Genomic DNA, 26,107 nt, shown 5'->3' on the forward strand with positions numbered 1-26,107 from the left:
GGGGCATGCGCCACCCCGGAAGGGGAGGAAACGGCCTCCGCGGCCCTTCCCGGTGAAAGGGGCCGCGGAGCATTCGCTTAAAAACGGTAAACGGCTTCCACGCCCACACGGATGCGGAAATCCTCAATCGCGTTCATGCCGGCGTAGCGGCGGAGTTCGGAACGGGTGTTCCCCGCCCAGTCAAGCTGGATGAAGGGAATAACCCGGAACCCGCGGCTGGAGTCCACGCCCGTTACGCGCACGGGAGCCGCCAGCTTGATGTTAACCTGGTCAAACCCGGCTACGCCGGGCCCCCAGTAACTGGAGGAATAACCTGTTCCGGCGCTCAGCTCCAGATCCACCTTTTCATGAATCAGGCCGCTCCAGCGCTTGCCCGCGTTCAGGTCAACGCGCCAGCCGATCATGCCGTAAAAGCCGTACTGCACATCCAGGGAACCAAAATAGCCGTGGCCCGGATCGTCATACGCCAACCCCGCCGTGACGGACTGGGCAAGGGAATGGGGCGCCTTCCCCATATGCTTGCTCAAATACCCCGGTAGGCCGCCGTAATTCAACTCATACCCGCCCCGGAAGGAAAGATTGGGGAACAGCTCCTTGACAGCCTTCCAGCTGGCGTCAAAAGCGTCCTTGTCGCTCAGCAGCCCGTCGCAGAAAGCCATGTATTCCGCGCCGATTTCCTGCTTCCAGTCCCTGGCCAGGTTGAGGTTCAGCTCGCCGCCGATATTGAACACGCCGCTGCGGTTCAACACGGAAGAAGCCACCACGTCCTTATAGGCATACCGGGAATCATAGCCGATGTGGGCCGCTCCGCTGATGGTATTGTTATAGGAACTCGCGGGCCGGGGGTCATAACCGTATCCGTCATAGGCGCCGGCGGAAACCGCGGCCAGGGCGGAAGCCGCCAGGAACAGGGCTGTTGCTTTCATAGTAAGCTTATCTTAATCATTTCCCGCCCGCCAACGCAAGGAAGAATCCCGGCACGGCGCGGAGAAATGGACAAAGCGCCTCCGGGAGAAATGCCATGAAAACAAGACAGAGTCTTTCTTGAAAAAAAATCCCTTTTTCCCTACGATGGAGAGGTCATGGACTGGAACGCTGAATGGTATGAAAACAAACACGGTTTTGTCGCGGAATACGGCAGAGTGCTGCTCTCCTGCGTACCGGAAAATCCAGAACAGTCCATTCTGGACCTGGGCTGCGGAACCGGTACGCTGACGCACGCCCTGCTGGAAAAATCGGCGTCCGTCATCGGCCTGGACTCCTCTCCAGAAATGATAGCAACAGCCCGCCGGCTCTATCCCGGCATGGACTTCCGCGTGCTGGACGCCTGCCTCATGCCCTGGCGCAACAGGTTCGACATCGTTTTCTCCAATGCGGCCTTCCACTGGATACCGGATCAGGAAACTCTCTTAAATGCCGTTTACCGCGTCCTGAAACCACAGGGGAAACTGGTTTGCGAATTCGGAGCCCGCTTCAATATTCTCCGCATCAGGGAAGCATTCCGGACAGCCCTGGAACGCAGGAGCCTCCCGTACACAACGCGTTTTTACTTTCCCGCCGCGGAGGAATACGGCAGCGTGCTGGAACAAGCCGGGCTCCGCCCGGAAACAATGAAGGAATTTGACCGCCCCACGCCGCTGAAAGACGGTCCTGACGGCCTGCGCAACTGGGCCAACCAATTCTTCCGGGAAGACTTGAAAAACCTCCACGAAGAACAGCGCATCCAGATTTTCAAGGAAATGGAAAATTCCCTGAAAGATGAGTTATGGGACGGTTCCCAATGGGTGGCGGACTACCGGCGCATCCGGGTGACGGCAGCCAGATAATCCGGAGCAGCCCCCACAGGAAAAAGAAAACGCGCGGGCATTCCGGATACGCTGATAATGCTTGAGCCGCCTCCGGGCATTTTGTACAAAAGCCATTAATGAGTACGTTCACTCCTTTTGCGGAAAAGATGGAGTCTGCCGGCGTTTCAGCCGCGGCCGTCAACGCTTTCTCCCGTTGTTACGAAGCCCTTGTTTCCAACCACTCCGGCATGATTCCGGAAACGGACATCCTGCCCGCCGACCAGGTGGAAGACTGGCAGAACATCACAGCCTCCACCCCCGCGGCGGACAAGGACCTGATTGCCCGGTGCGTCTGCATCAAGCTCAACGGCGGCCTCGGCACGAGCATGGGCCTCCAGAAAGCGAAAAGCCTGCTGAAAATAAAAGGAGAGGATACGTTCCTGGATTTGATCGTCAGGCAGGTGAAGCATCTGCGCTCCATCTCCGGCACGCCGGTGCGCCTTCTGCTGATGAATTCTTTCTCCACCAGCGCGGACACGCTGGCCTACCTGGAAAAATACGCGGCGGACGGCTTTGCGGACCCTGCCCAGGTGGAACTGATGCAGAACCGCGTTCCTAAAATTCTGGCGGACGGCCTCTCCCCGGCCAGCTGCCCGGAGCAGCCGGAGTTGGAATGGTGCCCGCCCGGCCATGGGGACCTGTATCCGGCCCTGCTGGGGTCCGGCTGGCTGGACCGCCTGCTGGCGGATGGCGTTAAATACGCCTTTGTCTCCAATTCCGACAATCTGGGCGCCCAGCTTGACATGAACTTCCTCCGCTGGTTTGCGGAAAGCGGCGCCCCCTTCGTCATGGAAGTCACCCGCCGCACGGAGGCGGACAGGAAAGGCGGCCACCTGGCGGTCAGGAAGTCGGACGGCCAGCTGATTCTGCGGGAAGTGGCCCAATGCCCGGATGAGGACATTCCCGAATTCCAGAATATCTCCAGGCACCGCTACTTCAACACCAATACGCTCTGGATACGCCTGGACGCCCTCAAGGAAATTCTGGACGCCAACGGCGGCGTGCTCCCGCTGCCCATGATCCGCAATAAAAAAACGCTCAACCCCCGCGATCCGAAATCCGCCCCGGTGTACCAGCTGGAAACGGCCATGGGCGCGGGCATCGAATGCTTCCCGGGAGCCAGGGCCGTCAATGTCCCGCGTTCCCGTTTCTTCCCCGTCAAGACCACTTCCGACCTGTTCCTGCTCCGTTCGGACGCCATCGTTGTGGATGAACACGGCAACGTTGCTCTGGCTCCGGAACGGCAGGGCAACACCCCGGTAGTGGACCTGGATGCCAAACTGTACAAGCTGGTGGATTCCCTGGACGGGCTGGGCCTGCCCTCCCTGGCAGGCATGGACAAGCTGACCTTGCGCGGCCGCTTCCACTTCCATGACGGAGCCGTTCTCCGGGGCACCCTGCTGATGGAAAACGATTCCGACGAAACGAAGGAAATCCTCCCGGGCGTCTATGCCGGAGCCTGAACGCCATACTCCCGCTTCCGCGCCCCGTCCGGTCCAGGCCGGGCTGGGCGTGGAAGACATCCGCCACATTCCCGTCCAAAAGAGGGAACTGCGCTTCACCCGGAACCGGGTAGGCGCCATCCTGACGGCGGCGGGGTTCCTTCTGGCAGCCACCGCCGCTTTCCTCCAGCTCACGGGATATGATACAATCACCCCGTACCTGCCCGCCCCCCTGTGGGCCATGCAGGCCGCGGCGCTTGTTCCCGCCGTCCTCTGCCTGGCCGCGGGGCGCCGCTGCCTGAAACACGCGGCCGTCATCGTCACCCCGGTGGGCGTGGAAATCCTGCCCTTTCTGCGGGCGCGGCGCGCCATGCAATGGTTCTTCTGGCAGCAGATTCGCTCTGCGGACCGGGAAGGCGGCCGGCTGAACCTCCGCCTGGCTGACGGTTCAACCGTTGCCGTCAGCCTCCGCCCCATGACGTCTGCCAGCCGGGACATGCTGGTCCATGCGGTCCGGCAGCGCGTCAACACCCTGCAATATTCCGGCTATGGTCAGGCCTGAAAAACTGGCGGCTCTCAAGGAACGGATGGAAGCCCTGGGCATCCGTGAGCAGGACCTGGAGGAAAGCTTTGTCCGCGGAAGCGGGCGCGGCGGCCAGAAAGTGAACAAAACCAACAACTGCGTTTATCTCAGGCACACGCCCACGGGCATCGCCGTCAAATGCCATGCGGACAGATCCAGGGAACTCAACCGCTTTCTGGCGCGCAGGGAACTGTGCGATGCTGTGGAACAAATGCAAACGGGCCGATGCGCCGCCAGGGCCCGCGTCATCCAGCGCATGAGAAAGCAGAAAGACAGAAGGAGGCGCAGGCGTTCCGCACCAGCCCCCTCTCCACCGGACAGCGAATAACGGAACGGAAATCCGGAATCACCGCTAGGAACGCGGAAAAACCTCCCGGTACTTCTCCTTCAACATGGCGAATACATTATGGGGAACATAGCGGCTCACCTGGCTTTCCCAGCCTTCCGGACCAATCAACCCTTTCACCATGCTGGAAGACAATTCCGCCGTATCCCGGGGAGGCATCAGGAACACCGTGCACACCTTGGGGGCCATATCCGCATTGATATGGCGCATCACGCGTTCATACTCGTAATCCTGCGTGGAACGGATGCCGCGCAGCATGAACGTAGCCCCGTGTTCATTGGCGAAATCCACCAGAAAGCGGTTGTGGAACTCGGCAATGCGCACATCCGGCATGTCGGAAAGCGCCACCCGCAGCATATCCATGCGTTCCTCATGGGAAAACGTATAACGCTTGTCCGGATTGTCGCCTATGGCCACAATCAGCTCATCAAACATCCTCGCGCCCTGCCTGATCATCCATAAATGACCATTGGTCAGAGGGTCGAAACTACCGGCATACACGGCGATGCGCTTCATTCGGCCATCCTATACGCCCTCCGGAGGAAAATACAACCCTTTTCCATGCGGAGGAATGTTCCTTCACGTCCAGTCCCGCTCTTTTCCGGCCCTCCCTGCTTGACGCGCCAGCAAGAACGGATAGATTAAACAGGTAGAGTATGCCTTTGCAACGTGCGTCCGGCTGTTCTGCAACCAACCATCCAACCACCAGCCCATGGCAGAACCTTCCCCCTTCCCAGAACGTCCGTCCCTTTTTCCTTCCTTCCGCAGCGATCCGCGCCCCTTGCTTTCCCCTTCATGGTGGAGACACGGGCATATTCCCCTCCTTGTTCTGATCGCCGCCGGCTTCGCCGCTGACTTCATGTTCGGCACATTGGAGGGCTTGGGCATCGGTACTGCGTTAGGTCTCCTGCTGTATACGGCGGCCTTTCTGGCCCTGCGAACGGATCTCAGCCGGAAGGAGCAGGCGTTTCTCGTTTTCATGGCCGTGCTGAATGCCGCCGCCACAGGAATCAACCTGTCTTCCTTCACCCATTATAACATGCTCATCGGGCTGGGGCTCCCCGTCGTGATGACCTTCCTGCCGCGGAAGGAAGGCAACAGCTTCGATCCCGCCAAACGGTACGTCTCCTGGTGGGGCTACAAATTTTTCCGAATGACCCAGGCAAAAGAGGCAATCGGAAAAGTCCTGGGGAAAATTCCGCTTGCAGGCAGCGTCGCCATCGGAGTGATTCTGTTTCTGATCTTCCTATCCATCTTTGCGGGAGGAAACCCCGTAGTCGCCGCCTTCAAATCAGCCATGAACCAATGGTTCTGCAATTATTTCTCCTGGCTGATTCCGGATATGGGAACCATTGCGGATATCCTCCTGTGGTGCCTGGGAGCCCTGGCCTTCGGCATCGTAACCGCGCCGCGCCCCTGCTCATCCTTTCCGGAACAGCATCCCGTGCGCCCAGGACGCCCGTGGCTTCCCTGCCTTCCCGCCGTGTCCCTGCTGTTCATCAACCTGGCCTTTCTGGTCAACAACGGTACGGATGTGGCGTTTTTATGGAGGGGGAGCGTGCCTGACGGCATCTCCCAGACCGTCTATTTACACGACGGAGCGGACTCCATCATGCTGGCGGCCTTTCTTTCCGCCGTCACGCTGCTGGTTCTGTTCCGTCCGGAAGGTTCCGTGCGGGCATCAAAAACGGGAACTGTCTTGGGCTTCATCCTGGCGGCGCAAACAGGTCTGCTCGCCGCCAGCGTTGGCATGAGGCTGTATTTCCAGATAAAAGATTTCGGCTTTTCCCCCAACCGCGTTACGGCCGGCATCTATCTGCTGATGGGAACCTTCTTCCTGTATCTTCTCTTCCGCTACATGGCCGGCAATGGAAACTGGTTGCGTTATGGGAAGCTCTGCGGAGCCATCGCCCTCGTTTTTCTGGCTCTGACCGGACTCCGCAGTCCGTTCCAACTGAGCGGCGACCTGAATTTGATGACGATGGACGAGCATCCGGACTGGTACTTCAGCGATGGAGACCTGCCGCGCTTTGAACTCCGGGACAACATCCCTTTTGCCATAGCCGTCTATCGCCGGCTGGGAGGGGAGACGGAAGCCGGAGCCAATGTTTACGCCATGACCCGGGAAGCCCTCAATGCCAAAAGCCGCATTTGGAACTGGCGTTCCCTCAATCTGCGGAAATGGAAAAGAGACCGGCAGAGAATGCAGTTCCAGCAGCTCCCCGAACCCACGGCGCAAGCCACCTACGGCACGAATGCGTGGAGGCCTTCCTCCCGGCCCACCGGAATGAAGCCGAACTGACGGAAAAACGGCCCATGCGGCGCGGGGAAAATTTTCATCCCCCCGGCTTGTCAAGGGACCGTATTTTTTGCATGATGCTTCTCCGTTATGCAGAAACGACGCGTCGTCATCCTGGGCTCCACCGGCTCCATCGGAACCAGCGCCCTGAAAGTCGCCCGGGATATTCCGGACAGAATGGAAATCGTGGGGCTGGCCGCAGGAACCAGCGTGGAGGCGCTGGCCCGCCAGGCGCGCGAATTCAACGTGCGCAGCGTATGCATCTTTGACCCGTCCGGAGCGGACGAGCTGGCGCGCGCTCTCCCCGGCGCGCAGGTGGAAACGGGAGAAGAAGGGCTGTGCCGCCTGGCGCAGCTCCCAGAAGCGGACATGGTGTTAATCTCCATCGTGGGAACCGCCGGTCTCAAGCCCGCGCTGGCCGCTATTGAAGCAGGCAAGGACCTGGCCATCGCCAGCAAGGAAATTCTGGTCATGGCCGGGCAAATCGTCATGGAAAAAGCCCGCCGGGCCGGTGTGCAGGTGCTTCCGGTGGACAGCGAACACAACGCCATTTTCCAGTGCCTGAACGGCAACCACGGCGGCCCGGAAGCCGTCTCCCGCCTGATTCTGACGGCCTCCGGCGGTCCCTTCCGCACCTGGAACAGGGAAGATCTGGAGCATGTCACGCTGGAACAGGCCCTCAAGCACCCCACCTGGAGCATGGGCCGCAAAATCACCATAGACTCCGCCACCCTGTTCAATAAAGGGCTGGAAATGATTGAAGCCCGCTGGCTTTTTGACGTTCCCATGGAAAAAGTGGACGTCATCGTCCACCCGCAGAGCATTGTGCACTCCATGGTGGAATACCGGGACGGCACGGTGCTGGCCCAGATGAGCAGCTCGGACATGTGCTTCCCCATCCAGTACGCCGTCACATGGCCGGACCGCGTTCCCAACTCCCTGAAGCAGCTCAATTTTGCGGAAATCGGCCGACTGGTGTTCGAGGCACCCCGCACGGACGTCTTCCCCGCCCTGAACCTGGCGCGCAGGGCCGGAGCCGGCAACAGCACCCTGGCCGCCGTTTACAACGCCGCCAACGAAGCGGCGGTGAATGCCTTCATCCACGGCCAGATCTCCTTCCCCGGCATCTGGAAACTGGTGGAGGCCGTCATGGACGACCACACCCCGGCGGATCCCCGCGGGGAACTGGCCCCCATCCTGGAAGCGGACCAATGGGCCAGGAGGCGCGCGGCGGAACTGCTCCCATCCTTTTCCCGCCCCTGCTGACGCCATGACCGCCCGGACTCCCGCCGGAACGCCGCTCCCGGCCGCGCGCATCACCATTCTGGATATCCTCCGGGCTCTGGCCCTGCTGGGCATCGTCATCGTCCACACGCACGACCACTTCAACCTGTACCTTCCCATGCCCCCGGCGGAGGGATGGCAGGCCGCGGCCAACAGCGCGGCGGACTGGGCCTATGAACATCTCTTTGTCAGCAAATCTTTCCTGCTCTTCTCCTTCCTGTTCGGCCTCAGCTTCTTCATCCAGCTGGACAGGCGGGAGCAACAAGGAATCGACTTCCGGAAACGCTTCATGTGGCGCCTGACGCTCCTGTTCCTGCTGGGTCTGGCGCATACCCTGTTCTATGACGGAGACATCCTCACCCTCTTCGGCACCCTGGGCTTTGCCCTGGTCATGCTCTACAAATGCGGTACTCCCCTGCTCATCACCCTCTGTGCCCTGTGCCTGATTCAGCCGGTCATGCTTATGGACCTGCTGAACCATGCCGGGCTGGCGGCCTGGTGGCCCCACTCCTCCGGCTGGTTCCATACGGGCTCCCCGGCTGCGGGCCCCACGCGGGAATTCCTGTACGCCCACGGCAGCTGGAGCCAGGCGGCCCTGTGGAACCTGACGCAGGGCCAGGCGGGCAAATGGCAGTTCTTCCTGCTCAGCGGCCGCCTCTGGCAGACGATGGGCCTCTTCATCCTGGGCATGCTGGCGGGCAGATGGCGCGCCTTTGAAGACGCGCCCAATAAACGCCGCCTGTTCCTGCGGACGCTGGGCGTGGCCGGGCTCCTGTTCCTGGCTTTGCTGGCAATGCGTCTGTACCTCATCCCGCAGCTGGGCGCCCCTCTGGAAGCGGATGCAGCCCGCCTCCTGCATCCATGGGAAAACCTCTCCTATACCGTGGCTTTCGTCTCCGCCGCCGTCCTGCTGTTCACCCATCCCGGCCTTCCCCTGCCCACCCGGCTGCTCAGCAGCGCCGGCAAATGCACGCTGACCTGCTACGTCACCCAGACTCTGGTCTTCACCTTCCTCTTCTTCGGGTGGGGGCTGGGCCTGGCCCAGGACATGGGGCCGTGGCCATGCCTGTGCGCGGCCGTTGCCGTCTTCCTCCTCCAGGCCTGGGCCTGCCGCCTCTGGCTCACCCGCTTCCTGTACGGCCCCCTGGAATGGCTCTGGCGCACCGCCACCATGTGCCGCATGCAGCCTTTCTGCAAACGAATGTCCAAAGAAAATTGAGATATTATTCACCTTCTTCCCGTTCCATCCCGGTTTCTCCGAACGTAGGAGGAATAGAACGCATAGCCTCCTGCATCCGGCCCGGAATAAAACCATTCCTGCTCTTCAGGAAGTGAGAACGATGCTTAAATACCCGGCATAGCGTCTTTTGCACATACCCGGCAGCCACGAATCGGCTCCATATCCTCGTAATGGAGCAATATCTTCTCCAGGCGTTCCGGACGGTTTCCAGATTCCTATTGAACGGAAAGAAACAATTCCTCCAGCGACTCCGGGAGAATTCCCCGGGTCTCTATAGAAAAGCATTCGCCCGTAAAAAAGGCTTTCCGCCTTATAAGGGCGGAAAGCCTGAAAAAGAAAAAATGCCGTTTTACTCGTCATCTTCCGCGTCAAAGGCGGAATCTTCGGAATCGAAGTCCTTATCCAGGTGGGCGGTGAATTTTTTCACGCGCTGCTGGGCGGGGAGCGGGGAGAGCACCATGTGCATGGTGTTGCCGGCCAGGCGCGGGGCCTGGTCCACCTGCGCCATGGTCTTCATGTCCGCGATGACTTTGTTGAAGACGTCGTAGCCAAGTTCCTGGTGGGCGTTTTCACGACCACGGAAACGGAGCTGGAAGCGAACCTTGTGGCCATGGTCCAGGAAGCTTTCCGTACGGGCCATTTTCACGTTATAGTCATTGGTATCCGTACCGATGCGGAGCTTGATTTCCTTGAGCTTGACGGTTCGGCTCTTGTTGTTTTTCTGCAGTTTGGCCTGCTGGTATTTGTATTTGCCGTAATCAACCACCCGGCATACGGGCGGATCGGCATTGCCGGCCACTTCCACCAGGTCCAGACCCAGAGCCTTGGCTTTTTCCAGCGCATCGCGCGTGTTCATGACGCCCAGCTGGTCGCCGTTGGCAGTCACTACCCGCACGCGGGGCGCGCGAATCCGTTCATTGATCCGAGTCTGATCGCCGCGCTCACGGCGGCGATTTCCGTCATTATTCTTCGTTGGCTTGGTTGGCACGTCCGGATACTACTAAACTAAAAGGAATAACTTGGCAACTCAAATCACGGGAGAAATATGACGCTCCGCGATTTCCCGGGCCACGAGGTCCGCGAATTGCTCAAAAGGCATCGCGCCCAGGTCCCCCTTGTCCCGGTGGCGGACGGAGACGGTGCCGTCTTCCGCCTCCCGCTGGCCGAGCACCAGCATGTAGGGAACGCGGTCCAGGCGGGCGTTGCGGATTTTGGCTCCGATTTTGTCCGGCGTTTCGTCCACTGTGACGCGCACGCCCCTGGAGGCCAGGGCGGCGCGATGCGCGGCGGCCACGTCCGTCACTTTGTCGGAGATGGGCAGCACGCGCACCTGTTCCGGAGAAAGCCAGGTGGGGAATTTCCCTTCAAAGTGTTCAATCAGAAGCCCCGTGAAGCGTTCCATGGAGCCGAAGGGAGCGCGGTGCACCATCACGGGCCGGTGCGGCTTGTTGTCCGCTCCGGTGTAATGGAGGTCAAAGCGTTCCGGCAGGTTGTAGTCCACCTGCACGGTGCCCAGCTGCCATTCGCGGCCAATGGCGTCGCGCACGATGAAGTCGATCTTGGGGCCGTAGAAGGCGGCTTCCCCAGCTTCCTCGCTGTAGTCCGCCCCCAGCCATTCCGCGGCTTCCCGCAGGGCCTGTTCCGCTTTGTCCCAGTTTTCCGGGGAACCCACGTATTTGTCGCTTTCCGGGTCGCGCATGGAAAGGCGCACGCGGTAGTCCGTCATGCCCAGCGTGCCGAAAATGGTTTTCACGATGCCCAGGCACTGGCGGATTTCCCCGGCCAGCTGATCAGGCGTGCAGAAGATGTGGGCGTCATCCTGCGTGAAACCGCGCACGCGCGTCATGCCGCCCAGTTCTCCGCTCTGTTCCCAGCGGTACACCGTGCCGAACTCCGCCAGCCGCACGGGAAGATCCCGGTAGGAATGGGCGTCATTCGCGTAAATCTTGATGTGGTGGGGGCAGTTCATCGGCTTGAGCATGTAGCCCTCAATAGTGCCGGTGGCCAGTCCATTGAACAATTCCGCGCAGGACGCCCCTTCCTGGCTGAGCTTCTCCATGGCGTCCCGTTCCGGGATGGGCGCGTACTGGCTTTCCTGGTAATACGGGAAGTGGCCGGACGTGCGGTACAGGTCCAGCTTGCCGATGTTGGGCGTGTACACCTGGGAGTAGCCCAGCTTGTCCAGTTCCTCGGTGATGAAGTCCTGCAGGGAACGGCGGATGAGAGCCCCCTTGGGTTTCCAGAGGATGAGCCCCTGGCCCACGGACTCGTCAATGCAGAACAGGCCCAGTTCGCGGCCAAGTTTGCGGTGGTCCCGGCGGCGCGCTTCCTCCAGCCGTTCCAGATGCTCGTCAAGCTGGGTGCGGTTCGGGAAGCAGGTGCCGTAAATGCGCTGGAGCATGGGACGGTTTTTGTCCCCCTTGTAGAAGGCGCTCGCAACGCTCATGATCTTGAACGCCTTGCAGTTGCCCGTGCGGCCTACATGGGGGCCGGCGCACAGGTCCGTAAAATCTCCGTTGCGGTAGAGGGAAATTTCCTCGTCCTCCGGGATGTCGTTCAACAGGTCGATCTTGAAACGGGAAGGCTCGTTGCGGGGCCCCAGGGCGCCTAATTCCCCGGATTCCGCCATCTTCATGGCATCCGCGCGGGAAATAATTTCCTTCTGGAAAACCTGGTTTTCCTTCACCACCTTTTTCATTTCCTCTTCTATGCGCTCAAAATCCTCTGTGCTGATGCGATGCTCCAGCTCCACGTCATAATAAAAACCGTTGTCCACGGCGGGGCCTCTGGCCAGCTGGGCATCCGGCCAGAGGCGGCAGACAGCCGTAGCCAGAACGTGCGCGCAGGAGTGGCGCAGCCGTTCCAGATCAGACATCTGTTGGCGTTCTTCAAGAGTCTTTCTTTCCTTGTGTTCGGACATACGCGCATTAGTAAACCCCTCTTAAACGCTGTTGGCAAATGCAAAAAGACTTTCTTCCCGAAAATTCAAGGCATGAACGCTGCGGAAAAGCCCTTCCGTCCGGATGGCGGATTCTTCTTGAACGCATCCTTTTCCTTTACCCTCTCTCGTTCCTTTTCCCGTGGCGTCACGGCTGGCCGCCCCGCTTCAAAGACCGCGTCAACGCTTCCAACGAATGATTTACACCCGCAGCCGTTTATGCCATAGTGGCGACCGGCTCTCATGAACATCCTCCCCCTCTCCCTCCCTCTTTTCTGCCTCTGCCTTTCCTTCGGGTTCTCCCGGGGCGACCAGCCGCCTGACGGCTCTCCTGTCCGTTTCCAAATTAATATGGACCAGGCGCCGGAAAACAAGGCCCCGGCCCCCGGCCCCGTTCCGGATCAGAGCACGCCGTTGAACGCGGCCAAACTGCTGCTCCGCGCCCTTCAGGAAAAAACGGACTGGGAACACGAGCCATACCAGTCATTGCCCGCCACTTCCCCCTTTGTAAGCCAGCTCAGGCTAAAGAGCATCCTTTCCCGTCTGGAGGCGGTCCAGGGGTATGTCACCGGAGCGGCCCCGGAACGCCCCCCCTTTGTGGATGAAAACTCCATCATTGCCGAAGGCGACCTGGCGATGGCCTACATCCTGCTGCCGGACAAGACCAACCCGTACGTCTATGCGGCCACCGCCGTGGCTCTGGTGAAAAAAGGGGGCCAGTGGAAGGCCTCCCTGACTCCCGGAAGCTTTGACAACACATTCCTTCCTTTTGACGACCGCATCCGGGAAGAAGCGGAAAAACTGTCCTCGGAAGCCAGAAAGAAAATTTTCGGCCTTGCCCGCCAGTACTCCGTAGCCGCCGTCAAAACTGCCCTGGGACACATCAAGCGCTTCCGCCGGGAAGCCGTCAAGGGAACAACGGACGACGAACTTAAGAACCTGATTATCCGGACGGTGAAGGGGAACGACCCGGCCCTCATCGCCGCCTTGCTCGTTCCCCCGTACTACGAAGAATCCTCCATTACCCAGAGCGCGCGCCTCACTCCCGTAGTCAAAGCCATGCGCCTCCAGGACAGAAGGGAGGAAAACCGCTATATCCAGCCTACCCACCTCAGCTTCATGACCTTTCCGAACACCATCCTGGTTCCCCTGAGCCCCCACCCGGACGACCAGCTGGAGCCGAACAGCCGTGAAGAAGGCCAGCAGAAGGATGCCAATAAAAACCACGCGAAGAAGAACGGCAGGGACATCCACAGCATTGGAGCCTTGACCATCCTGCCGCCTCGCATGAGCATGCCGAACATCGACAAACCCGCTCTCATTTACCGTTACGCGCTGGAAAAAACCACGGATCCCACAGACGGCCAGCCCGTCTTCAAGATGAACCTGACGGACGCTTTCACTTCCTGGAACCTGAAACCGGACGAATCCACCACCTCCCGCATCATGGCGGATTTCCACCGGACGTATCCTCCACTGGCCTTTCCCTCTCCGGAAGAGGCCGTAACCGCCGCCGGACGCGCCCTGGCGAACAGGGACAGCCTGACCATGATGCGCATGCTGGCCCCGGCCCACTTCGCCTCCGTGGAGAAATTTGAAGACGCGCTTTCCCAGTTGAAAACAGCCATGAGCAGGATTCCCGCCCCGCACATCGGGGTAAAGGAAAAAGACGTTCCCAAAGTCAACGCGGCGTATGTTTCCGCCGCCAGAGACGGCAGTCCCGGGATCAAGGCCACCATCGGCGTGCAGCCGGCCTCCGGGAACGGTTTCTTCGCCAATAGTATCTTCGTCAACAATCTGTATTTTATCAAAACGGACGGCGGCTGGATGATCGCCGGGGCTGATGCGGAACATCCGCTGGAACTGGAGGAACCAAAAGCTTCCTGACGACATCCGCTCCGGAACGCCAGACCTTCCTGGAAAATTCCTTTTCATTACCACACCATGATGAATCTACCGATACGGCCTCGCCGCAACAGAAAATCCGCCAACATCCGGGGCCTCATCCGGGAAACCTCCCTCGCCCCGGAACACCTCATTTATCCGGTCTTCGTTCATGAAGGAACCGGAAACCAGCCTATCCCCTCCCTGCCGGGGTGCACGCGCTGGAGCGTCAAGGGACTGGTGGAGGAAGCCAAGCGTCTGATGGACCTGGGCATCCGGACGCTGGATCTTTTCCCGGCCATTCCGGATGAGAAAAAAACGCCGGACGCCTGCGAAGCCTGCAACCCTGACGGCCTTATCCCGCGCACCATTTACGCGCTTAAAAGCGAAGTGCCAGGCATCACCGTCATGACGGACGTAGCCCTGGACCCCTACAATTCCAACGGCCATGACGGCTTGGTGGAATTCCGTTCCGACGGAACGATGGAAATCCTCAACGACGACTCCGTGGAGGTTCTCTGCCGCCAGGCATTGTGCCACGCGGATGCCGGGGCGGACATCGTCTCCCCCAGCGACATGATGGACGGCCGCGTGGCCGCCATCCGAGCCACTCTGGATTCCGAGGCCCTGGACGACGTTTCCATCATGGCTTATACCGCCAAGTACGCCAGCGCGCTGTACGGGCCGTTCCGCGGAGCTCTGGAAAGCGCGCCCAAGGAAGGGGATAAAAAAACCTACCAGATGGATCCCGGCAACATCCGGGAAGCCCTGCGGGAAGCGCAGCTGGATGAAGCGGAGGGGGCGGACATCCTGATGGTGAAACCCGCCACATTGTATCTGGACGTCATGGCCGCCATGCGGAAGCATGTAACCCTCCCCATAGCCGCCTATCATGTCAGCGGGGAGTACCTGATGATCAAGTCCGCCGCAGCCTCCGGCTGGCTGGATGAACGGGAAACCGTTCTGGAGACTCTAATCTCCATCCGGCGCGCCGGGGCTGATATGATCCTTACGTATTACGCCCCCCAGGCCGCCGAATGGCTTCAACAACGCTGACGCCGCGCGGCCACCGAACAGGAGGTGGACGTACGGCCCAGAATACCTCCCTCCGCATGTCTACCTCCACAAAAATCATTGTCGGCGTCGTGATCGTCGTCGTTATGGCGCTTACTTCCTTCTGGGGAGTTTACGCGCCTTCCTTTTCGGAAGCCTATATACTGCCCGTCCAGATGACGGCGGCTGACGGAACACCGCTTGGCGACTTCCAGTGCCGTCCTGTAGCCGGGGAAAACGGAAAAACGCTCCTGGTCTTCCGGGACGCGGATTTCCTGCGCCAGACTACGGGCGGCATGGTGCATTCCAAAATCATCCTTTCCTACAAAGGCACGCCGTTCTTTGAAGGAATCGTCCCCGGCCCCATGGAGGCCATTGAAATTCCCTCCGGCAGCCTTCCTCTCCCCTTCCGGGAACTCCGGAATAACTGAAGACGCTCCCGGCGGCCGTCCTGTTATGGCATTGTTACTGAAAGGGCGCAGGTTTCTCTATACAACGGGGGAAACATTGTGGTTTTATAAAATCAAACGATGAGTGATTCAGCCTATACCATTCTGATTGCGGAGGACGACGACAGCATCAGGCATGCCCTGACGGATGTTCTGACCGCATCCGGCTACGAGGTGCTGGCGCAGGAAGAAGGACTGGCCGCCATCCATGCCGTGCGGGAACGCAATTTCGACCTCGCCCTGCTGGACGTGGCCATGCCGGGCGCGGACGGCTTCCACGTGCTGCAGGTCATGTCCAAGGAACGCCCCGGAACGCCTGTCATCATGCTTACGGCCCGCGGAGAGGAGGAAGACCGCGTGCAGGGGCTCAAGCTGGGAGCGGATGACTACATTGTCAAGCCGTTCAGCATCCGGGAATTGCTCGCCCGCATTGAGGCCGTGCTGCGCAGGTCTCCGGAACGGCCGCGCCAGCTCCGGGAAATCAGTATCCCCGGCGCCACCCTGGACAGCGCCAACCGCCTGATCACCTTTAAGGACGGGAGGGAAACCTCCCTGACCGCGCGGGAATTCGAATTCCTCACCTACATGGCCACCCACCCCAACCGCGTTATCACAAGGGACGAACTGCTCCGGCGCGTATGGGACGTGGATCCGCGCCTGACGGATACGCGCTCCGTGGAAATGACCGTCATGCGCCTCCGGGACAAGCTCGGGGCCATTTCCGCCTCCCCCCTGGAGACGCTCAGAAGCCAGGGCTACCGCTGGAATTCATCCTTCGTTTCCTGACCCGTGAACCGGCGCATACGCATCATTCTTCTGGCAATCAGCCTGCTTCTGGTCATCGGCATGCTCGGCTGGCTCACCCATGTTTTGCTGGTGCAGGCGGAAGAAACGGGCCATTCGGAACAGCGTATCAGGGTGGAAGCCCTGGCTCATGAAGCCAGACTGGAAATGGACCGCCTGCTGACCTCCTTCATCACGTTCGAACAGGCCCGCGGCTATTTTGAATACCAGCCCGTTTACGCCTACAAGCGTCCCTATGACCTGAGGATGGACTCCCCGGTTCCCGGAGAAGCAACCCGCAGCTCCAACCTTGCCGCCTATTTGCCGGACTACGTTACAGCCTACATTCAGATTTCCCCTGCCGGGCGCGTAACTGGCCCCGCTCTGCCTCCGGAGCTTGCCGATAGGCTGAATGAACAGAAGGATCTTTACCAACGGCTGAACGGCAAGGTCTCCTCCCTTACTTCCGTGCCGTCCAGCGGTAACCTCTGGGCGGATATCCGGAATGAAATTCTGCATGAATCTCCGGAACCGGAACCAACGGCATCCGGAGCCCCGGCGCAAGTGGAAACCGTCACATCCTTCGTTCCCGTGGAAGACGGAGGGAATCTTTACATCCTGCGCCAGGTGCGCACCAGCCGCGGCATTTATTTACAGGGGGCCCTGATGAACATGGACAGCCTGAACAGGAGCCTGCCCGGCCGTGTAAAGACGCTGCTCCCCTACAGCCGCCTGGCAACTTTCGACCCTTCCTCCCCGCCCCCGGAGGAAGACCGGCAGGCGGGCGCACTCCCCTTTGCCAACGCCCCCCTGGTTTTTCTTCCGGGAGACACCGGAGCCGTCCCCCTTCAGGACCACAAAAAAATGCTGGCCTGGACGCTCACCCTCATCTGGAGCATGGTGCTCCTGGGTGCGGCCGGGGTCATCTGGCTCATGCTGGGCACCTTCCGCCTGGAACAGCGCCGCGGGGACTTCGTCTCCGCCGTCACCCATGAACTCCGGACGCCTCTCACCTCCTTCTCCCTGTACACGGAAATGCTGGAAGACGGCATGGTGCCGGAACAGAAAAAGCCGGAATACTACGCCAACATGCAGCGGGAATGCCGCCGTCTGGAACATCTGATTGAAAACGTGCTCTCCTACTCCCGGCTTCAGCGGAACGCCATCCGCCGAGCGCGGGACACGCTCACCTGCCAGGAGCTTTTTGAACCCATTGCGGAAAAAATAGAACGCCGCCTCCGGGAGGCGGGCATCAGTTTCTCTTTTGCCTTGGCCCAGCCCATCCGCATTCTTCCCATCCATACGGACGCCGTTTCCGTAGAGCAGATTATGGACAACCTGACTTCCAACGCCATTAAATACGCCAAGGGAGAAAACGCCAAGGTCCAGCTCACCGTCCAGGCGGACCGCCACAACATCGTCATCCGCTTCCGCGACAACGGCCCCGGCATTTCCCCGAAAAACCGCAAGCTTGTCTTCAAGCCTTTCCGGCGCACACAAGACGCCACCAACAGCAGGAAACCCGGCGTAGGCCTGGGTCTGGCGCTGGCAAGGGACACGGCCCGTTCCCTGGGGGGAGACCTGAAACTGGAATTCGGCACCCTGGGCGGAGCCAGCTTTCTGCTGACGATTCCCAAATCCTGAACCTGCCGGCAAAAACCGGAATTTGCCTCCCGGCCCGCACGAAAGAACCCTTCCCGGACATTCCATAAAATATTCCGTCCAACATGTATGCGCTTGCCTTCCCTTGACGGATATGTGACATTGACCAGCAACGCACGGCAGGGTGAAAACTTTCCGCTTGCCTCCCTTCCGGCGCGGCGGAACGCACAAACACAGGACATGCCATCATGAGCAAAAGGATTTTGATTACCGGAGGCGCCGGCTTCATCGGCTCCCACCTCAGCGAACGGCTCCTCAAGGAAGGCCATGAAGTCATCTGCATGGATAACTTCTTTACGGGCAGCAAACAAAACGTCCTCCACCTGAAGGATTATCCAGGATTTGAATTAATACGCCATGACGTTACCGTTCCCTATGTCATGGAGGTTGATCAAATCTACAATCTGGCCTGTCCCGCCTCTCCCCCCCATTATCAGTTTGACCCCATCCACACAATGAAAACCTCCGTGCTGGGCGCGCTGAATATGCTGGGCCTCGCCAAACGGTGCAAAGCCAGAATCCTCCAGGCCTCCACCAGCGAAGTATACGGAGATCCCATGGTCCATCCCCAGCCGGAAACCTACTGGGGAAACGTCAACCCCGTAGGTGTCCGCTCCTGCTACGATGAAGGTAAAAGATGCGCGGAGACCCTGTTCATGGATTACCGCCGCATGAACGGAGTGGACGTTCGCATCATCCGCATCTTCAACACCTACGGACCGCGAATGAACCCGAACGACGGTAGAGTAGTCTCTAACTTCATCGTTCAGGCGCTGAAGGGGGAAGACATCACCATTTACGGAACGGGCAAACAGACCCGGAGTTTCCAGTACGTGGACGACCTGGTGGAGGGAATGGTGCGCATGATGGATACGGAAGGTTTTTCCGGCCCTGTCAACCTGGGTAATCCAGGGGAATTCACCATGCTGGAACTGGCGGAAAAAGTCATTGAAATGACAGGTTCTTCTTCCAAAACAGTCTTCCGTCCTCTGCCCCTGGACGACCCGACCCAGCGCAAACCGGATATTCGGCTTGCGGAAGAAAAACTGGGGTGGAAGCCTCATATTTCACTGGAAAAAGGGTTGGAAAAAACTATCGCCTATTTCCGGAGCATCCTCTAAAAATTTGGGAATGCCGTCAACCTCAGCGGATGCTGGAAGAATTTCCATTGCATGCCGCTCCCCTGGCGGGCTGCCCGGAAATTACGGGAAGCCATACACATACCGGAGGTGCGGCATGCCCAACAGCCGGATATTACCCGTTTTTGACTGGCTCTGAAAAAATGGTTTTACTATCATAAGATGTTATGGAACATGCCAGCGCCAAGGAAATCTATTCCGTTCAGGCAACCGTCCGCACTTACGAAAGCGGAGCGGATGGCCTGATGAAACCGGAAACGGTTCTGCTTTGGTTTCAGGAAATAGCGGAAACCCATGCCTCCTGCCTGGGGTTCGGCTATGATTTTGTAACGTCCCGCAGCCTGGCTTGGGTGGAAGTGCGCCTGGATGCGGCCGTCAGCCGCCTTCCCCGGTGGAAGGAAACGGTGGAACTCCGCACCTGGACAGCCCAGGAAACGCCTCTGCTGGCGCGCCGCAACATGGAAATCAGGGATGCCCAGGGCAACTGCATTGTTGCAGCAAGCTGCCTGTGGGCTGTCATTGATATACGCCGCAGGCGTCCGGTGCCATTAAACAGGCACATCAGCTCTTTCCCGGATACCCCATGCGACGAAACGGTAACTCCGGTATCCATGGATATTTCGGGACTTCTGCCAGTTATCAGGGAATGGACGGCGGAACGCCGCGATACGGATTTCAACCGCCACATCAACAATGCCGCCTACCTGTCCTGGGCCCTGGACTCCCTGCCGGACTCCTGGCTAGAGAACCATCAGCTGACGGGAATTCACCTGCATTTCAGAAAAGAAACCCATGCGGGAGATTCCATGAAATCCCTGCTGTTCTTCCGTGACTCCCTCACTTCCCACCAGCTCATGCACGGAGATGAATTGCGGGTGGAAGTGGTATTGGAATGGAAAACCGCTGAAATCGCATAAAAAAGGCCCTGTTACTCGCGTTCCGGTTTTTTCCGGCTCCGGATAGCGGAAGAGGGGGCCGGGAACATTTGGCGCGTTTTTACCTCATTTTTGCCCCTCTTGGGGCACTGGCGGGTTTTCCCTGGGCAACAGAGCCGTTCCGGAGTTGTTCCGGAACGGCTCTGGAGGGCCCGGAGGAAGGAGGCTGCGGGGAGCTTCCTTTCCCGTTTCTTCCTGTTAGAAGTCGTAGCGGTAGCCGACGCTTCCGTTCACCGAGCTGGACCCGTCACGGATGTCCGCGTTGCCGTTCACGAAGATGGTTCCTTTCGTCCCCACCGGCACGCTCAGCCCCGCTCCGAGCTGCAACGCCGTCGTTCCCGCTTTCGCCCCTCTCACGCTTTGCGTGAAGCCGGGGTTGCCCAGCAGGGAGACGTTTGTTTCTCCCCTCCGGTCTCCCAGGTCCTGCGCCGCGTTGATCCGGATTTCCCCCAGCGCTTCTCGTCCGAAGATGTTGCTGCCTATCAGACCCATCCAACGGCCGCCCAGCGCCAGCGTCCCCGTCGTCCAGTCCTGCCGGCCGACGTTCAGGCCCGCGTTGCCCGCTCCCGTTTCCTCATAGCCGTCCATCCGCGTCGTCACCACCGAGGCGTTGAACAGCGGCTGCAGCACGCTGCTGCGGTTTTCGTCAAGGTAGATGTCGCAGGTGAGTTCGTACATGGCTCCAAGGCCCCACCCGCTGGTGCTGCCCTGCGTGCTGTAGCTTCCTTCCCCGTAGTTGACCGTGCGGTTGAGTTTCGCGTCGTTCCATCCTCCCGTCAGGATGAGCGTGTGCGCCCAGCGTTTGCTCTGATAGCGCCCGAAGAGGCTGGCGTAGTAGCTGTCCAGGTGGCCGTCGGCGCTGTCCGCCGCGCTGGCCGTCAGGTCGCCGTAGCTGGCCGTGAAGGCCGCTCCCACGGTGACGCGGTCGCTGAGGTCCGCGTCCATGCCCACAGTACCTCCCCAGGTGGTGAGCCGGTAGCCGCTTTCATCTCCCCGGGTGTCGAGCTGGGCGTAGGAGCCCGTGCCTTCCATCCACATGTGGAAGCGGGGGAGGTCGTCGTTGACGTAGGCGGGGTTGACGCCCATGAGGGTGGTCCGGTTGCGGATCCAGCCCATCTGGTCGCGCAGGGCGTCCCGCTGCGCCGTACCCAGCGCGTTGACTGTGCTTCCCGACACCGCTGCCATAGCCCTGGATGCTCCCGCCAGGTCGGAATGATCTCCCGTAACCATGGTGCTGATGGAATGCATCACCTGCCCAAGCTGGGAAGTGGCATCCAGATTATTCTTGGCCTCCCACAGAAGGTCGGAACCTGCTCCGGAATTATGGGAGTTCACCGCAGGCGTAAAAATATTGTCCTGCTGCACCGTGGCATTCAGCACAATATGATTGCCCTCCCGGCTCATGGTCGCATCCTTGTAATAAACGGCAAACAGGCCGGAAGTTCCCACGGATATGGATTCTCCCTCCGCCAGGCCGTCAATCGTGTCCGCTGTCATCAGAACCACGCCGTCCAGACTGTCATACGTTCCCAGCCCCGTGTTGCCTTCCATATTGGCAAGCGAGAACCCCGCCCCATTCCCGATGGTGATGGAATCCGCCATCAGCATAGCGGAGCCGAAAGGATCCGCCGCGCTTAGATTATAAACGAATTCCGTCGTAGAACCGCTTTGGAAATCAATGCTGCCGACGTTTAAGGAGGTATTGGAGTCTCCGGCTTCATGTCCAATGGCTTCAATACGCAGGGCGCCGGCAGAACCTACTGCAACATTCCGGTAATCAAGCGAGGGAGCGGCAGAGGTGCCTTTCAATACCAGCGTCCCCCCTCCATGAACGCCCAGGTCATACGTAGAGCTTCCCGTCTGCATTACCTGGGTCACGCTGCCGGATACGTCAATGCGCCCCTCACCATCCAACGTACCGGAGAAAGAACCGTTTCTGGCGGAAGCGGAAGAGACAGACAGGGCGCCGCCGTTCAACGCCAGCATTCCGGAACCGGAGAGGGACTGGATAGATTTTTCCCCAGTCCCGGACAGGCTCAGCGTTCCGTTCAGCGTCACGGAAGTTCCGGACAGGCCGGCTTCCCCCGTCAGGGAGAGGGAGGAACCTTCCTGAATATTCAAACTCCCCGCTCCGGAAATGGAAGTCTCCTGATCCAGGACGGAATCCCCAGCGGTTCTGAATATTCCCCCCGCAGCAATTTCCAGGGAACCGCCTTCATCTTCATCCGACAGAGTGGCTGTGACAGTCCCTCCAATCACGGTGCGCGCCATTGCATCTGCAGAAGCGGAGGCCAGAGTCAGCGTGCCGACATTGTTGGCGCTTCCGTTCAGTTCCAGCGTGCCTTCTTTAACAACAACCGCATTGGGGGTATTGACATTGCCATTCAGCGCCAAGGTCTTTTCTCCCGTCTTGATCAGGTCCGTGCCGTCACCGTTCACGGTAAGATTGCCGTTGAACACGGAGTCGTTCAGATCGTTCGCAAGTTCGATTTCCAGGGAACCGTCTCCGGCGGCATTCACCGCCAGGTTACCCGTGCTGCTGGTGCCGGAGGAAAGATGCCGGATAACAGTCTTGTCCGTATTGGCTGCGGGTACGTCAAAATTCAGGGTGAGATTCGTGTCCACAATCACCTGCGCATAGGAATTCAGGGCCGGAATTTCCGTTACTGAGGAACCGTCTGCGGAAGCGATATAAATCTGGTCCGTTCTTCCGGAAATGATAATGCTGCCGCCATCCACTCCCTGGATGCCAAAGCCCAGGCTTTCCAGCGTAGCATTAAACGTAAGATGCCGGTTGAGCCATGCCACCAGGCCGCTGTCCGGCAATCCGGTAATCGTCCCGTCTGTCAGCAGAATACCGACAGATTCCTGTTCGCGCATGGCAATCAGGATATCCGTATCAATATCCATGTGCAGCGTGAGATCGGAAGAATCTCCGCCGAAAGAAACAGTCCCCGTAGCCGTATCATTAAACTGAATCAGACTACTCTGGTCCCCGGCAGCGGCATACGTGGTATTTTCCACTCCCACATGCAGGGAATTGCTTCCCGTCAGCGTCAGATTCCCTGTCAGCCCGGTAATGGACGTTCCCGCCGTAGCGGTGTTGATGCTGCCCACTTTGTCGCCGGACAGCCCGCCCAAATCAATATCCCCGGAATCGGCCTCCGCGTTTACGGTTACGCCGCCCGCCGTAACATAAGAGACGGCATGTTGCAGCCCTCCTTTGGTAATATTGACATTGTTGGCAATCTCCTGGCCGTTCATATCCAGAATGGCGCCGCCGTTGACGAAAACATCTCCGGCGCCCAGAGACCCGGCGCCCAGAGCTTTCACTGTACCGCCATTCAGCGTAGTTCCTCCCTGATAATTGTTGGTGGAGTTCAGTTCCAGGGCCGCGGAACCGGCAGCCCTGTCCACTACCAGCGCCCCTGCTCCGGTAATCTGCCCAGCCCAGGAACCGGAAGCCTCTCCATTGCCCAGCTGAACCGTGCCGCCGGTAATGGCGAGCGTTCCCGTCGCGCTATTATCCTGCGTCAGCACCAGCGTTCCGGCTCCGGCCTGTTCCACCCTGGCGTTCAAGGCCCCTGCCGCTCCTACAGTGGCGTTCATCAGGATAATATCATTGGTGTAGGAAAATTTAAACAGGCTTGTCCCTCCGTCAGCCTTCAACACCACGCCATCCCCGAAAAGCTTTCCATCATTCAGAACTGCATCCGTATTGTTGCCGAACACCCATGTAAACAGGGAATCGCCTGTGTGGGAAAATGCTCCCTGGAACCCGGTCATATCTCCCGTCAAATAAGCGAACGCATTGCCCAGAGCTGTGGTCATGGAGCCAGACCCGGTAAACGCCCCGCCGAAGTAATAGGAATTTCCGCTTCCCCCGTTCAGATAGGAACCTTTTTCCAGAACATTGATTGTCGCCATAACAGCGGTATCCGCCGTGTTGACGGTTCCCAGCCAGAAACCGCGTCCATTCAAGGTGACCGTTCCCCGCCCCATACTGGCGGCGGTGGCAAACTGAAGGTCGCGGGCATCATTCGAATTTCCCGGATTATTGTTCAGCCCGGCTGCCACCAATTCCCCGGTAAAGGAAGAATTATCTCCGGAAATATAGAAACGGGACCTGGCAGCCTGGTTGTCCAGCTCAATCCGCCCCGCTCCGCTCATGCCGTTGATGACGATATTGGCATTGTCTCCGGCAGATATTCCGTTAATGGTGCTGGAAATGGCAAGCGTCCCGCCTGCATTCACCGTAACTCCCGCGGAAAACTTCGTTTGAACACTGCCGGAAGCAATGGACACGCCCCCTTCATCCACCGTCAGGGCCCCCGTATACACGGCGCCGCCGAGAGCCAACACGCCGTCGCCGGACTTTTCCAGGTTCAGCGTCTTGTAACGATCTGCGGAAGCCCAGCTTACGTTATTGCCGTTGGTATCCACTTTCACGGAACTCTTGCTCATGGAGGAAATCTGACCGGAAATATCCGCCGTTACTCCTGTTCCATACCGGAGGGTACCGCCGTCAAACGCCAAATCCCCTGTGCCTAAAGCAGCGTCATTCCCCATTTCAAGCGTTCCACCCTCCAGAATAACCTTTCCGGCATAATCAGCATTATCCATATTAATGGTTAGCTTGGCATTGCCGGTCTTCTCCAGATTTCCGCTGCCTTCCAGAGCTCCTCCTCCCTCTGCGGCCTTCCATACATAATCCGTCGTATCCGCCTGAACCATCATGATTGTGGGAGAGACAACGCCATCAATGGTTACTGTTTGCAGGGAATTCCCGTCAATATCTCCCATGACCACTCCGGAACCATTATGATACACGCCGTCATTTTTCCACGGTGAAGAAGCCGGAGCAGTTACAGACCATATCCCGTCGCCGCCTTTCCATTCAAGCAAAGCAACCTGCTCCACCACCAGGGTAAGATTATTGTTCTCCGTGCTCCAGGAACCCAGAAGATTGTCGCCCAGAACAAAGGAACTGGCAGGGACTCCTGTCACGGAACCCGCATGAATCAGGCTGTACGAACCCTCCGCCCAGGCCACGCCTTCCATCGTTCCCTGCCCCAGAAGCAGTTCGCTGTTCACGGTCAGCGTTCCTGTTACATTAAGCAAGTATGCTCCGGACGCCGGAAGAGCGGAAAAATTCAGAAGAGACGCGTTTCCCAGCGTCAAATTCCCTGTAATGGTTCCTGAAGAGCCCAACGTCAAAACACCGGCGTTCGCAATGCCGAGCGTTCCTCCGTTCATATTCAGGGCCGAGGCATTGGAAAGGCTGACATTGGCGAACTGAGTGGCAGCATTCACGGTCATGCCGGAGGAACCGCTCACGGTCAGGGCATTATTATAGACGGCATTATGCTGGGCCGTCACATTGCCGCCGTTTAAGCTGACTGAGCCGGAACCCAGAGCCGCGGCATTGTTCAATTGAATGGTCGCCCCATGGGAAATGACCCAGTCAGCCGTCATGGAGGACTGGGCCGCCGTATTCAGAACAAGGATACCTGAAAAACCGTCAGCCCCCACCGTCATTGTCTTGGCTCCCGTCCCGGCCGTTCCAAGACCACCGTAAATATTCATGGTCTTGCCGGCCGCAATTTTAAACAGGGCGCCGGAATTGAAAACAACTCCATTCCATACCTGGTTGGCAACACCCAGAGAAAAATCCCCGCCTATGTCAAACAGCGCATATCCTTCTCCTCCATCACGCAAATTAATGGTGCGGTTGGAGCCATTGCTCTTGGAAACGCTGAATCCGTCAGAATTATCCGTAACAGTTATGCCCCCAAGCGAAAGCGTATTGAAAGAAGCTTGAAGAGCCTTGAGCTGCCCCGTCATGCTTCCCGCATCAAAACGCATGCTGTTCGTCGCCGTACCGGCCCATGTTGCCGACCAGTTGCCGCTGCCGTAATCCGGAGTCCAGTTAGTATTCAAATGAACATCCACCGTCCCTCCTAGCCATGTATAGGTTTCCGCAGCGGCACGTGGTGAGGAAACAGCGGCTATGCAGGCAAGCAGGGAGGACAAAAGACTTAAAGGAAGGTGCAGCTTCATGATTTTTAAAAGATGTACGGAAACTTCCTCCCGAACCTGACAGGAGGCTTTTTATCATCATTAGCGGATTAAAAATCCACCTACAAGCTTAAACGTTGATTCCGTAGGTGTTGCGCATCTTTCAGAAGAGACCTTTCATCCTTTATCTGGTCTGGAGCCAAGG

General features: G+C 58.8%; 19 protein-coding genes. 14 read left to right on the top strand and 5 right to left on the bottom strand.

The genetic code is table 11. The annotated features are described in order from the left end of the window. Positions 1–77 precede the first annotated feature (77 nt). A complete protein-coding gene (locus tag CI070_RS01140; protein ID WP_094136296.1) occupies positions 78–926 on the bottom strand; it encodes a hypothetical protein in 849 nt (282 codons plus the stop codon). 156 nt (positions 927–1,082) lie between these two features. Between CI070_RS01140 and CI070_RS01145 the strand changes: the two genes are divergently transcribed. The 4 genes from CI070_RS01145 to CI070_RS01160 all read left to right on the top strand — a co-directional run bounded on the left by CI070_RS01145 (position 1,083) and on the right by CI070_RS01160 (position 4,200). Beyond that, positions 1,083–1,826, top strand: a complete 744-nt coding sequence (locus CI070_RS01145; protein WP_094136297.1) for a class I SAM-dependent methyltransferase — start codon at positions 1,083–1,085, stop codon at positions 1,824–1,826. Between the two features lie 98 nt (positions 1,827–1,924). After that, entirely contained in the window at positions 1,925–3,310 is a 1,386-nt protein-coding gene (locus tag CI070_RS01150) for a UTP--glucose-1-phosphate uridylyltransferase (protein ID WP_094136298.1), read from the top strand. Further along, on the top strand, positions 3,297–3,851 hold the full coding sequence (locus CI070_RS01155) for a hypothetical protein (protein WP_094136299.1): 555 nt from the start codon (positions 3,297–3,299) through the stop codon (positions 3,849–3,851). Before CI070_RS01150 ends, CI070_RS01155 begins: the two co-directional genes overlap by 14 nt. Continuing rightward, on the top strand, positions 3,838–4,200 hold the full coding sequence (locus CI070_RS01160) for a peptide chain release factor family protein (protein WP_094136300.1): 363 nt from the start codon (positions 3,838–3,840) through the stop codon (positions 4,198–4,200). The genes CI070_RS01155 and CI070_RS01160 overlap by 14 nt, the downstream gene beginning before the upstream one ends. Before the next feature lie 24 nt (positions 4,201–4,224). On the opposite strand, the gene coaD is transcribed toward CI070_RS01160, so the two are convergent. After that, positions 4,225–4,734 carry a pantetheine-phosphate adenylyltransferase gene (gene coaD / locus CI070_RS01165; RefSeq protein WP_094136301.1) on the bottom strand — a complete coding sequence of 170 codons (510 nt, stop codon included), beginning with the start codon at positions 4,732–4,734 and terminating at the stop codon, positions 4,225–4,227. A gap of 196 nt (positions 4,735–4,930) precedes the next feature. On the opposite strand from coaD, the gene CI070_RS01170 reads away from it, so the two are divergent. The 3 genes from CI070_RS01170 to CI070_RS01180 all read left to right on the top strand — a co-directional run bounded on the left by CI070_RS01170 (position 4,931) and on the right by CI070_RS01180 (position 9,020). Then, entirely contained in the window at positions 4,931–6,520 is a 1,590-nt protein-coding gene (locus CI070_RS01170; RefSeq protein WP_094136302.1) for a DUF4153 domain-containing protein, read from the top strand. A gap of 87 nt (positions 6,521–6,607) precedes the next feature. After that, a complete protein-coding gene (locus CI070_RS01175; RefSeq protein ID WP_094136303.1) occupies positions 6,608–7,783 on the top strand; it encodes a 1-deoxy-D-xylulose-5-phosphate reductoisomerase in 1,176 nt (391 codons plus the stop codon). A 4-nt stretch (positions 7,784–7,787) separates the two neighbouring features. Next, positions 7,788–9,020 (top strand): DUF418 domain-containing protein, encoded by a 1,233-nt coding sequence (locus tag CI070_RS01180; protein WP_094136304.1) that lies wholly within the window; start codon positions 7,788–7,790, stop codon positions 9,018–9,020. A 370-nt stretch (positions 9,021–9,390) separates the two neighbouring features. On the opposite strand, the gene infC is transcribed toward CI070_RS01180, so the two are convergent. Both infC and thrS read right to left on the bottom strand, forming a co-directional pair. Then, the gene (gene infC / locus CI070_RS01185) at positions 9,391–10,029 is read right to left on the bottom strand and encodes a translation initiation factor IF-3 (RefSeq protein ID WP_094136305.1); all 639 of its coding nucleotides are present in this window, start codon (positions 10,027–10,029) and stop codon (positions 9,391–9,393) included. 39 nt (positions 10,030–10,068) lie between these two features. Beyond that, positions 10,069–11,961: a threonine--tRNA ligase gene (gene thrS / locus CI070_RS01190; RefSeq protein ID WP_094136306.1), complete on the bottom strand. Its 1,893-nt coding sequence runs from the start codon at positions 11,959–11,961 to the stop codon at positions 10,069–10,071. 261 nt (positions 11,962–12,222) lie between these two features. Here thrS and CI070_RS01200 point away from each other — a divergent pair, with 261 nt between their 5' ends. The 7 genes from CI070_RS01200 to CI070_RS01230 all read left to right on the top strand — a co-directional run bounded on the left by CI070_RS01200 (position 12,223) and on the right by CI070_RS01230 (position 19,866). Continuing rightward, positions 12,223–13,866, top strand: coding sequence for a hypothetical protein (locus CI070_RS01200; RefSeq protein ID WP_094136308.1), 1,644 nt, complete (start codon positions 12,223–12,225; stop codon positions 13,864–13,866). A 60-nt stretch (positions 13,867–13,926) separates the two neighbouring features. Beyond that, positions 13,927–14,919: a porphobilinogen synthase gene (gene hemB / locus CI070_RS01205; RefSeq protein WP_094136338.1), complete on the top strand. Its 993-nt coding sequence runs from the start codon at positions 13,927–13,929 to the stop codon at positions 14,917–14,919. Between the two features lie 56 nt (positions 14,920–14,975). Beyond that, on the top strand, positions 14,976–15,347 hold the full coding sequence (locus CI070_RS01210; protein WP_094136309.1) for a hypothetical protein: 372 nt from the start codon (positions 14,976–14,978) through the stop codon (positions 15,345–15,347). Positions 15,348–15,446: 99 nt separating this feature from the next. Continuing rightward, the gene (locus tag CI070_RS01215; protein WP_094136310.1) at positions 15,447–16,151 is read left to right on the top strand and encodes a response regulator transcription factor; all 705 of its coding nucleotides are present in this window, start codon (positions 15,447–15,449) and stop codon (positions 16,149–16,151) included. A gap of 3 nt (positions 16,152–16,154) precedes the next feature. Next, positions 16,155–17,792, top strand: coding sequence for a sensor histidine kinase (locus CI070_RS01220; RefSeq protein WP_094136311.1), 1,638 nt, complete (start codon positions 16,155–16,157; stop codon positions 17,790–17,792). 206 nt (positions 17,793–17,998) lie between these two features. Beyond that, positions 17,999–18,931 carry a UDP-glucuronic acid decarboxylase family protein gene (locus tag CI070_RS01225; RefSeq protein WP_094136312.1) on the top strand — a complete coding sequence of 311 codons (933 nt, stop codon included), beginning with the start codon at positions 17,999–18,001 and terminating at the stop codon, positions 18,929–18,931. Positions 18,932–19,116: 185 nt separating this feature from the next. Continuing rightward, positions 19,117–19,866 carry an acyl-[acyl-carrier-protein] thioesterase gene (locus tag CI070_RS01230; RefSeq protein WP_094136313.1) on the top strand — a complete coding sequence of 250 codons (750 nt, stop codon included), beginning with the start codon at positions 19,117–19,119 and terminating at the stop codon, positions 19,864–19,866. A 216-nt stretch (positions 19,867–20,082) separates the two neighbouring features. On the opposite strand, the gene CI070_RS01235 is transcribed toward CI070_RS01230, so the two are convergent. After that, positions 20,083–25,944 carry an autotransporter domain-containing protein gene (locus CI070_RS01235; protein ID WP_094136314.1) on the bottom strand — a complete coding sequence of 1,954 codons (5,862 nt, stop codon included), beginning with the start codon at positions 25,942–25,944 and terminating at the stop codon, positions 20,083–20,085. Positions 25,945–26,107: the final 163 nt, after the last annotated feature.

Source organism: Akkermansia muciniphila (assembly GCF_900184965.1).
GTDB lineage: Bacteria > Verrucomicrobiota > Verrucomicrobiia > Verrucomicrobiales > Akkermansiaceae > Akkermansia > Akkermansia muciniphila_A.

What these genes read in the sequence shown, in the direction of transcription:
- CI070_RS01215 (WP_094136310.1), top strand. Translation starts at nt 15,447, where the DNA reads ATGAGTGATTCAGCCTATACCATTCTGATTGCGGAGGACGACGACAGC.
- coaD (WP_094136301.1), bottom strand. Translation starts at nt 4,734, where the DNA reads ATGAAGCGCATCGCCGTGTATGCCGGTAGTTTCGACCCTCTGACCAAT.
- CI070_RS01180 (WP_094136304.1), top strand. Translation starts at nt 7,788, where the DNA reads ATGACCGCCCGGACTCCCGCCGGAACGCCGCTCCCGGCCGCGCGCATC.
- CI070_RS01230 (WP_094136313.1), top strand. Translation starts at nt 19,117, where the DNA reads ATGGAACATGCCAGCGCCAAGGAAATCTATTCCGTTCAGGCAACCGTC.
- CI070_RS01155 (WP_094136299.1), top strand. Translation starts at nt 3,297, where the DNA reads ATGCCGGAGCCTGAACGCCATACTCCCGCTTCCGCGCCCCGTCCGGTC.
- CI070_RS01145 (WP_094136297.1), top strand. Translation starts at nt 1,083, where the DNA reads ATGGACTGGAACGCTGAATGGTATGAAAACAAACACGGTTTTGTCGCG.
- CI070_RS01140 (WP_094136296.1), bottom strand. Translation starts at nt 926, where the DNA reads ATGAAAGCAACAGCCCTGTTCCTGGCGGCTTCCGCCCTGGCCGCGGTT.
- CI070_RS01175 (WP_094136303.1), top strand. Translation starts at nt 6,608, where the DNA reads ATGCAGAAACGACGCGTCGTCATCCTGGGCTCCACCGGCTCCATCGGA.
- CI070_RS01170 (WP_094136302.1), top strand. Translation starts at nt 4,931, where the DNA reads ATGGCAGAACCTTCCCCCTTCCCAGAACGTCCGTCCCTTTTTCCTTCC.
- CI070_RS01225 (WP_094136312.1), top strand. Translation starts at nt 17,999, where the DNA reads ATGAGCAAAAGGATTTTGATTACCGGAGGCGCCGGCTTCATCGGCTCC.
- CI070_RS01210 (WP_094136309.1), top strand. Translation starts at nt 14,976, where the DNA reads ATGTCTACCTCCACAAAAATCATTGTCGGCGTCGTGATCGTCGTCGTT.
- CI070_RS01235 (WP_094136314.1), bottom strand. Translation starts at nt 25,944, where the DNA reads ATGAAGCTGCACCTTCCTTTAAGTCTTTTGTCCTCCCTGCTTGCCTGC.
- CI070_RS01150 (WP_094136298.1), top strand. Translation starts at nt 1,925, where the DNA reads ATGAGTACGTTCACTCCTTTTGCGGAAAAGATGGAGTCTGCCGGCGTT.
- CI070_RS01160 (WP_094136300.1), top strand. Translation starts at nt 3,838, where the DNA reads ATGGTCAGGCCTGAAAAACTGGCGGCTCTCAAGGAACGGATGGAAGCC.
- thrS (WP_094136306.1), bottom strand. Translation starts at nt 11,961, where the DNA reads ATGTCCGAACACAAGGAAAGAAAGACTCTTGAAGAACGCCAACAGATG.
- hemB (WP_094136338.1), top strand. Translation starts at nt 13,927, where the DNA reads ATGAATCTACCGATACGGCCTCGCCGCAACAGAAAATCCGCCAACATC.
- CI070_RS01200 (WP_094136308.1), top strand. Translation starts at nt 12,223, where the DNA reads ATGAACATCCTCCCCCTCTCCCTCCCTCTTTTCTGCCTCTGCCTTTCC.